This window comes from Anaerococcus lactolyticus S7-1-13 (genome assembly GCF_000758765.1).
Taxonomy (GTDB): Bacteria; Bacillota; Clostridia; order Tissierellales; family Peptoniphilaceae; genus Anaerococcus; species Anaerococcus lactolyticus.
In genome coordinates this window covers 1-7,438 of record NZ_JRMW01000005.1, presented here as the reverse complement: position 1 = coordinate 7,438, position 7,438 = coordinate 1, and the positions used below count along the sequence as shown (strand labels likewise).

The 7,438-nt window shown below is 29.2% G+C and carries 7 protein-coding genes and 2 pseudogenes; all 9 read left to right on the top strand.

Going from position 1 to position 7,438, the window contains the following annotated elements; genetic code table 11:
- Positions 1-176 precede the first annotated feature (176 nt).
- Positions 177-323: a hypothetical protein gene (locus HMPREF1630_RS09390; RefSeq protein WP_156095793.1), complete on the top strand. Its 147-nt coding sequence runs from the start codon at positions 177-179 to the stop codon at positions 321-323.
- A gap of 34 nt (positions 324-357) precedes the next feature.
- Positions 358-522, top strand: coding sequence for a DUF1877 family protein (locus tag HMPREF1630_RS09690; RefSeq protein ID WP_197049838.1), 165 nt, complete (start codon positions 358-360; stop codon positions 520-522).
- Positions 485-760, top strand: a pseudogene (locus HMPREF1630_RS09750) (DUF1877 family protein); the annotation flags it as partial. The gene HMPREF1630_RS09690 and the pseudogene HMPREF1630_RS09750, both read left to right, overlap by 38 nt.
- Positions 746-1,712: pseudogene (locus HMPREF1630_RS09730) on the top strand (MobA/MobL family protein). The pseudogenes HMPREF1630_RS09750 and HMPREF1630_RS09730, both read left to right, overlap by 15 nt.
- Before the next feature lie 193 nt (positions 1,713-1,905).
- Positions 1,906-2,349 (top strand): hypothetical protein, encoded by a 444-nt coding sequence (locus tag HMPREF1630_RS00220; protein WP_231549487.1) that lies wholly within the window; start codon positions 1,906-1,908, stop codon positions 2,347-2,349.
- 14 nt (positions 2,350-2,363) lie between these two features.
- Positions 2,364-2,807, top strand: coding sequence for a hypothetical protein (locus HMPREF1630_RS00215; RefSeq protein ID WP_037325930.1), 444 nt, complete (start codon positions 2,364-2,366; stop codon positions 2,805-2,807).
- Between the two features lie 468 nt (positions 2,808-3,275).
- Positions 3,276-4,886 carry a MobQ family relaxase gene (gene mobQ, locus HMPREF1630_RS00210; protein ID WP_231549488.1) on the top strand — a complete coding sequence of 537 codons (1,611 nt, stop codon included), beginning with the start codon at positions 3,276-3,278 and terminating at the stop codon, positions 4,884-4,886.
- A 146-nt stretch (positions 4,887-5,032) separates the two neighbouring features.
- Entirely contained in the window at positions 5,033-6,292 is a 1,260-nt protein-coding gene (locus HMPREF1630_RS00205; RefSeq protein WP_037325928.1) for an erythromycin esterase family protein, read from the top strand.
- Positions 6,293-6,558: 266 nt separating this feature from the next.
- Entirely contained in the window at positions 6,559-6,732 is a 174-nt protein-coding gene (locus HMPREF1630_RS09455; protein ID WP_037325927.1) for a hypothetical protein, read from the top strand.
- Positions 6,733-7,438 lie beyond the last annotated feature (706 nt).

Below are 7,438 nucleotides of genomic sequence, written 5' to 3'. Positions count from 1 at the left end.
GAATAAGTTGGACAAGCAGAAAAAGTTAAGACTTGCATAGAGCCGTTACAGGAACAAGAAAAACGACTATCACAGGTAAAACAGAACGAGTTAGAAGTATAAAACTGGTCGAAAATGTATGGTACAATATTATAAATATAGAGTGAAACGAATTTGAATTTGTGGAGGTGTTAGCTATGGGGATATTTGAAAAATTAAAAAAGAATAAATACCTGCGTTGGTTTATCAAGGCCATCAAGTTTATTGCGATAGCGATGATTCTGATTGTGCTTGTCCATGTGATCATCATCGCTGCGACTGTGTGGTTTTATGATGCTTTATGATGACTTAATTTTCAAAACGAAAAGGAGAACACTTATGGGGATGATAGCAAATTATCAATCCACAACAGATATTGAATTAGAAAAGTTTACGTGTCTTGATGATGTGGAAGAAGCACAAGAAGATGTTAACGTAGAAATCTGTGACATTGATAAAATTTGGGATGCACTTCATTTTTTTGCTGACAGGAAAATCTGCTAGTGAACCGATTGAATATGATGTAATCAGCGAAGCGATTGTAGGACAGTTTAATATTTATGAAGAGGATTATATAGTTGGTACGAAATCGGATCGAGTAAAAGAAATCGCTAAGGCTTTGCAATAGATTGATTTTGAAGCGTATCTAAATGAATTTGAGATGAGTGCTTTTCGCCAAAAGGAGATCTATCCCAATATCTGGGAATATGAAGAAGAAGCAGATGAAATCAAGGATGAGTTAAGAGACTCATTTGAGAGCCTGAAAAAATTTTATGAGAAAATAGCAGAGCAAGAAAAAGCGGAAGAGTGGCGAAAAGCATGGGCTGATATTACCAACAAATATTTGGAAGAAAATAATATACAGGAAAAAGTGGATCACCGTTCTTTTTAAAGGTAAGGCATAAAGCAAATACCGACCATTCATTTAGGTGTATCGGCAAGTCAAATGGAAAAGAAAGGTATAACCACCGATAGAGGAAACATTAACCGAGAAATCAAACATCAAAATGCGATTTTAAGAGAAATCAAAAGAAGAATAAAGGCATTACTAAATTGGATAAGAGGAATAGGAAAAGAGGAAAAAACAGAAAACGAGAATACAAAGCCCCCTCCCATCCAAAGAAAATTTGCTGTCCGTTTTTGAAAATCTTATCCGTAAAAATGCATATAACCATAATACAGATTTAGAAAAATACATTGAAAGCTATCAGTTCTTAAAAAAGAAAAATATCACTTCCATATCTGAACTTAAGGAAAGCATAGTTACTTTAAGAGATAAGAACTATAAAACCACAAGAGCCATTAAAGGTAACGAAAAGAAAATAGATGATAGAGTACAACTTATCGACCAAGCTCAGAAATATTTGAAGCATAGAGACACCTATAAAGACTGTGTCAAGTTAAGGAAAAACAAACAAGATACTTTCTACAATGAACATACCGCAGAGATTATTTTATTTGAAAGTGCCAAGAAATATCTGAAAGAACATTTAGGAGAAAAAAAGACCCTAAATATATCCCAATGGAAATCAGAAATAGGCACTTTGAGGAAAGAAAAAGGTATTCTATATTCTCAAATGACAGATATACGAAAAGAAGTGGAACAGGCTGAAAGTGTTAGAGGTTGTATAGATAAATTACTGCAAGAAAAGAGAGGATTAACACAGGAAAAGAAGAAAGAGTTAGAGGTATAAAATTCGAATAAAATTAAAATAATAGTATGATACTAAACGAATTTTTGAGTGAAGAAATATGAATAAATATTGCGTGCATGGTGAAAAATCAAGATTGACATTTTGTATACAAAGATATATAATTTGTACGTAATTTTGTGCTTAAAATTAGATATACGTTAGTATCATTAATGTACTCTAAGGACGGTTGATTTTGGAGAAAATATATAGAAGAAGCCTTGTTTCGTTTATTTATAATTTAATAATAATGATTTTTGGAGCGTTTGTTGCATTTTTAATTTCCGGAGTAATTGGAGGATATAAAGTTGCAATTATTATATCTTCTATCATCATTATTTTGGTTGTAATAAGTATATTTAGGCAATTGAGAACTAAAATAATTATAAATGGAAATGGTTTATTAATAAACGATGGTAAAAAGGAATTTAACTATAATCTAAATGAAGTTCATATTTCTTCAGAACAAAGAAACAACGACTCGTTTTTCTTATATCTTTATACAGAAGATGGTAATAAGGAAATGTTTGATTTATCTTCGCTAGGAAAAAGAAAATATAATGAACTTATTGAAGATTTAGGAGTGGTTGGAGTAAAAAGCAAAACAATTAAATTAAATGATGTTAATAAAAATAATTAAAAAGGAGGATGAAAATGGAGAAATATTTAGAAGAATTTTTTTCAATGGGAGTATATGCCTATGTTGTGATTGCAATTTTTATATTAGCGGCTGTTTTTTCGTTTGTATCAATTAAAATGAACAAAAATGCCTTGACTAAATGGTTAGCTGTACATCCTAATGCGGTGAAAATTGAGCTTTCTTCCGGAAATAATGTAATCACTCAAAAACAATTATATGCTAGAGTAATCAGTGGTGAAGCTGCTATTTTTAATGAAAAAGCAAAATATATAGTTTGTGCAGATCCAGGAGATATTGTTTTAGAAGTAACTTACACATATACTAGACCTGGAGTGTTACATAAAAATGTTACTACAACATGGGGACCTGCAAAAGTGGAGTTTAATGTTGAAAGAGGAAAAGACTATTTACTAAGTTTTGATAAGAAAGAAGAGCAATTTAAGTTATCTAGTAAATAATTATTTGATTGACTTGAGTTGAAGGAATAGCTATCGTTCAAAAATTTTGTATTAAAGACAGTTATCATTTAATATTATGTATCGGTTTAATTAACAGCAAATCAAACAGGTTTGCTGTTTTTTGTTGTTCAACATAAGGCGTCAATAAATAAGAAAAGGTACTTGACAAAACGCTTCATTCGGAGCCAAACCCTTGCAGAGACCAACAACCATTCGCTTTTTAAAAGTCAAGGGTAAATAAACTCGCTAACGCACGCCCTTGACTTTTAAAATATGAAATGAACAAAACAATTAAGCCGACATACTGAAACAACAAAAATTAATTCAGTAGTCGGCTTTTTTTAATTCTATCATTTCAAAACGCTCATTCACAAAGAGGATATAAAAAAACTATTAAGCCTCCACCTAAAACAACAAAAAAGAAAGGAAGTGATAAAAATGGCAGGCAGTTTTCATTTTTAAGTAAACATAATATCAAGAGGAAAAGGAAAAAGTGCAGTAGCAAGTGCAGCATATATAAGTGGAGAAAAAATAAAAAATGAATGGGACGGAGTAACCCATGACTACACAAGAAAAGAAAAAGTATTAGTAAAAAATATAATATTGCCTGATCATATACCAAAAGAATTTAATGATAGGTCGACCTTATGGAATAAAGTAGAAATGGCAGAAAAAAATTCTAATGCACAACTAGCAAGACAATTCATAATAGGACTACCAAAAGAATTATCTTTAAGTGAAAATAAAAACCTAGTCGAAAGATTTATAAAAGAAAAACTAACATCACAAGGAATGATAGTAGATTATGCAATTCATGATGAGAATCAAGATAAAAATGGAAATATCCATTGTCATATAATGACCATAATGCGACCCATAAACGAAAAAGGAGAGTTCTTAGCTAAGTCAAAAAAAGAATATATCCTAGATGAAAAAGGAGAAAAGATTTTAAACAAAAATGGAAAACCAAAGACAAGAAAAGTAGAACTAACAACCTGGAACGATAAAGGCAATGTAGAAAAATGGAGAGAAAATTTTTCAGACCTTTGTAATGAATATCTTGCAAAAAACAAGATAGAAAAAAGAGTAGACCATAGGAGTTTTAAAAGACAAAATTCTGATTATCTACCGACAATCCATTTAGGATCAGCAGCAAGTGCGATGGAAAGAAAGGGAATAGAAACTGACAAGGGAAACTATAATAGAGAAATAAGAAAATATAATGAACTTGTAAAAACAATAAAAGAAGAGATAAAAACATTAAAGGGTTGGATAGGAAATTTATTAGATAAATTGTCTACTGCTTATGAAAAATTTAAGGATATAGAAAGAGATAAGGTAATAGACAATCCTAAACTTTTTAATCTAACAAATTATCTATTAACTTATTCAGAAATTCAAAAAGAAAAAAGTAAATATCTAAAAGGATATGCCAAAACCAATAAAGAAAAATATGACTTCAAAAAGCTAACGAGTGCATATACTTATTTAAGAAAAAATGACATAGAAATCATAGGTCAGTTACAAACAAAAATAGAAAGTTTAAAGTCTAATAGCTATAGGCTAAATAAAAAAGCAAAGACAATCCATAAAGAAATGGAAGATGTAGAAAAGAAAATTCTATACTATGAAATCTACAAAGCCAAAAAAGGAGTTTATGAAGAATATCAAAAGAAAAACATATTCACAAAAGACACATTCTATAATAAACATAAGAAAGATATAGACCAATATAAGGTAGTAAGTGGGAAATTAAAAAAACTCCTATCAGACAACGAAAAACTAAGTCCTAAAAAGTGGAATGAAGAAAAAAATCTTTTAATGGCAAATCTTGAAGAAATAAATAAAGAAAAAGACAAGATAAAAGATGAATACCAGGAAATTAATCATATAAAATATTCAGTAGATTTTGTAAATAAAGAACTTGGCATAGACTTATCCATAGAAATAGATAAGCTAATAAAACAAGGTGAAAAACCAAGTGTAATAGCACAGATTAAAAAATTCCAAGACCAAGTTAATAAAGATAATGAATACAGAGAAATGATGAAAAACAAGAAAATGGATCAAGAAAGATAAGACCTGGTAAAAATATCTTATCCAAGCTATAATATAATCAAGAAAATAAAGGCAGCAAAAGCGAAAATGGAAGCAGAAAAAGAAGCGGCAAAAGAAGAAGCAACAGTATGATAAAATATTAAAAAAATGTAGTAAGAGGTGAGAAAATGATAAAGAAAATATTTAAAGGAATATTAATTTTTTTAGTATCCCTTATTATTCTTATAGGGATTGGAGATTTTTTATGGATTAATCTTCCGAAGTTAAATGCCAGAAAAAATATTTCTGATATAGAAGACTATGGCAAAGCTGTAAGCCAAATAAACTTAGATGACAATATACAAGTCGTTGGACTTGGGGAAGCGGCTCACGGGAATTCTGATTTTCAAGATTTAAAATTAGAAGTTTTAAAGGCTTTAGTTGAAAAAAATAATTTAAAGAGCTTTGCTATTGAAGCTGATTTTGGCGAAGGAATGATAATCAACAATTACATTCACGGAAACAAGAGAGATGAAAATATTTCAAGAATTTTTTCTTTTAATATTTATCACACAAAGAACATGAATGATCTTATAAATTATATGTTTGACTACAATCAAAAAGCCAAGGATGAGGACAAACTTTCTTTTTACGGCTTTGACATGCAAAATCCAGAAAAATCTATTGATTTAATATTAGATTTTTGTAAGGAAAATAATATATTACAAGAAAAAGACTTGAAAAAGGAGCTTTCTTTTATAAAAGATGAAAAACTTAAGATTTCACAGATAAAAGATAAGGAAGCTTTGTTGTTAGAGATAAAAGCTTATGCAGACGCCCTATCCTCTTCAGATGCAAAAATAGCTTCAAGAGCTCTTACAAATATATTAAATAGCATAAAATATTACGAATTTGATTTTAATGACTATGTAAAAGTAAATAATGTTAGAGATGAGCTTATGGCTGAGAATGTTAAATGGATAAGTGATTTTGAAAAATCAAAGGGAAATAAGATGCTTTTAATTTCTGGACACAACGGTCACATTGCAAAAAGTGAAAAATTTTATGAGCCAATGGGGTCTCACTTAAAGAAAATTTTTGGAGAAAAATATTTTATTATTGGAACAGACTTTTATAAGGGAATTGTTAATATCAATGTGGCTGGTCCAGATAACAAGAGGTCAAACCATGTCTTTGTATCTGCTGATCCTTTAGCTTACAGTGCGAGAAAATTTAAAGGAAAATATTATTTAGATTTTACAAAAGTTAAAGATGGAGAAACTTTTGACCTTATAAATAAAGAAATCAACATGATAAGTCTGGGTGAAGGATATTCTCCTCTTATGAAATTCATACCAACGACTTATAGGGTAAAGGAAGTTCCAAAAGATTTATATGACGCAATGATCTTTGTTTATTATGCAAAGCCAATTGCTGTTAATGATTAATATTATTTATGAAAGAGATGGAAGATGTTAGAAGTTCAAAATATAAAAAAGATATGACCAGAGAAATTTAAGGGAGTAACGAAAAGTTACACCCTTAAATAACCATAATAACAAGACTTCCGAAAAGCAGAAGTCCAGAATTTGAGAAAATCGGAAATCAAGAATTTCGATTATCGAAAATCAAGAAAGATAAGACCTGGTAAAAATATCTTATCCAAGCTATAATATGACCAAGAAAATAAAGGCAGATCTAGTAGGTAATAGAGATGAATAAAAGGCAAGAGCTAATAGATGAACTCATAAAAGCAGATCAAGATGGAACATACAAAACATATAAAAGCACAGAAGAAATAAAAGCGATGAGCAATGAAGAAATACAGATATTATATTCCAACATGAAAAACTATCTATCAGACAAAAGAACACACACAAACTACTAAAGGTGGAAAGGTATTGTAAGCTATTTAAAAGTATAAAAGGTACAAAGACCTAAGAAATATATAAAAACATCAAAATAAAGCATTCCACCACCACAAACAATCAAATAAAAACAATCAAAGGGAAGTATAGAAAAATTAAAACCTATACTTCCCTTTTTTAAATTCAAACAAAGGAGATAAAACATGATAAATTAAAATATTGATAGAGGCTATATTATATTAGTAAATGATAAAAAACAACAAAGACAAACAAAAATACCGATTATTAAAGAAAGTATTGCCTGAGTTTTATTTGTTTTGAAAAGTTTTATTGAATTTAGAATTTCTTTAATTCCCATGAATAATAAAATAAAATTCAAAAAGTATTCTGACATTATGTATACCCCCTATTGGTTAAAATACTAATTAATTCAATTTAATTATACTAGAATTGCTGCATTTTTACATGTAATAATCCATTTAACAAACAACAAAATCAGAATATAATATTATTGATAAAACGTTTTTAGAAGTAAAAAAATTGTACTCGTTCTTATAAAGCGGTGTTTAATAACACAAATAATAAACATAATTAAATTACTAAATTATATTATAATCTAGTACCAAATAAAAACAATCAAAGGGGCTGTTGCATAAGTCCCAACATAGAAAAAAGACGAGGAAACTAAACATCCTCGTCTTTTTCTGATACAATGTATTTATGAAA

What these genes read in the sequence shown, in the direction of transcription:
- HMPREF1630_RS09455 (WP_037325927.1), top strand. Translation starts at nt 6,559, where the DNA reads ATGAATAAAAGGCAAGAGCTAATAGATGAACTCATAAAAGCAGATCAA.
- HMPREF1630_RS00205 (WP_037325928.1), top strand. Translation starts at nt 5,033, where the DNA reads ATGATAAAGAAAATATTTAAAGGAATATTAATTTTTTTAGTATCCCTT.
- HMPREF1630_RS00215 (WP_037325930.1), top strand. Translation starts at nt 2,364, where the DNA reads ATGGAGAAATATTTAGAAGAATTTTTTTCAATGGGAGTATATGCCTAT.
- HMPREF1630_RS09390 (WP_156095793.1), top strand. Translation starts at nt 177, where the DNA reads ATGGGGATATTTGAAAAATTAAAAAAGAATAAATACCTGCGTTGGTTT.
- HMPREF1630_RS09690 (WP_197049838.1), top strand. Translation starts at nt 358, where the DNA reads ATGGGGATGATAGCAAATTATCAATCCACAACAGATATTGAATTAGAA.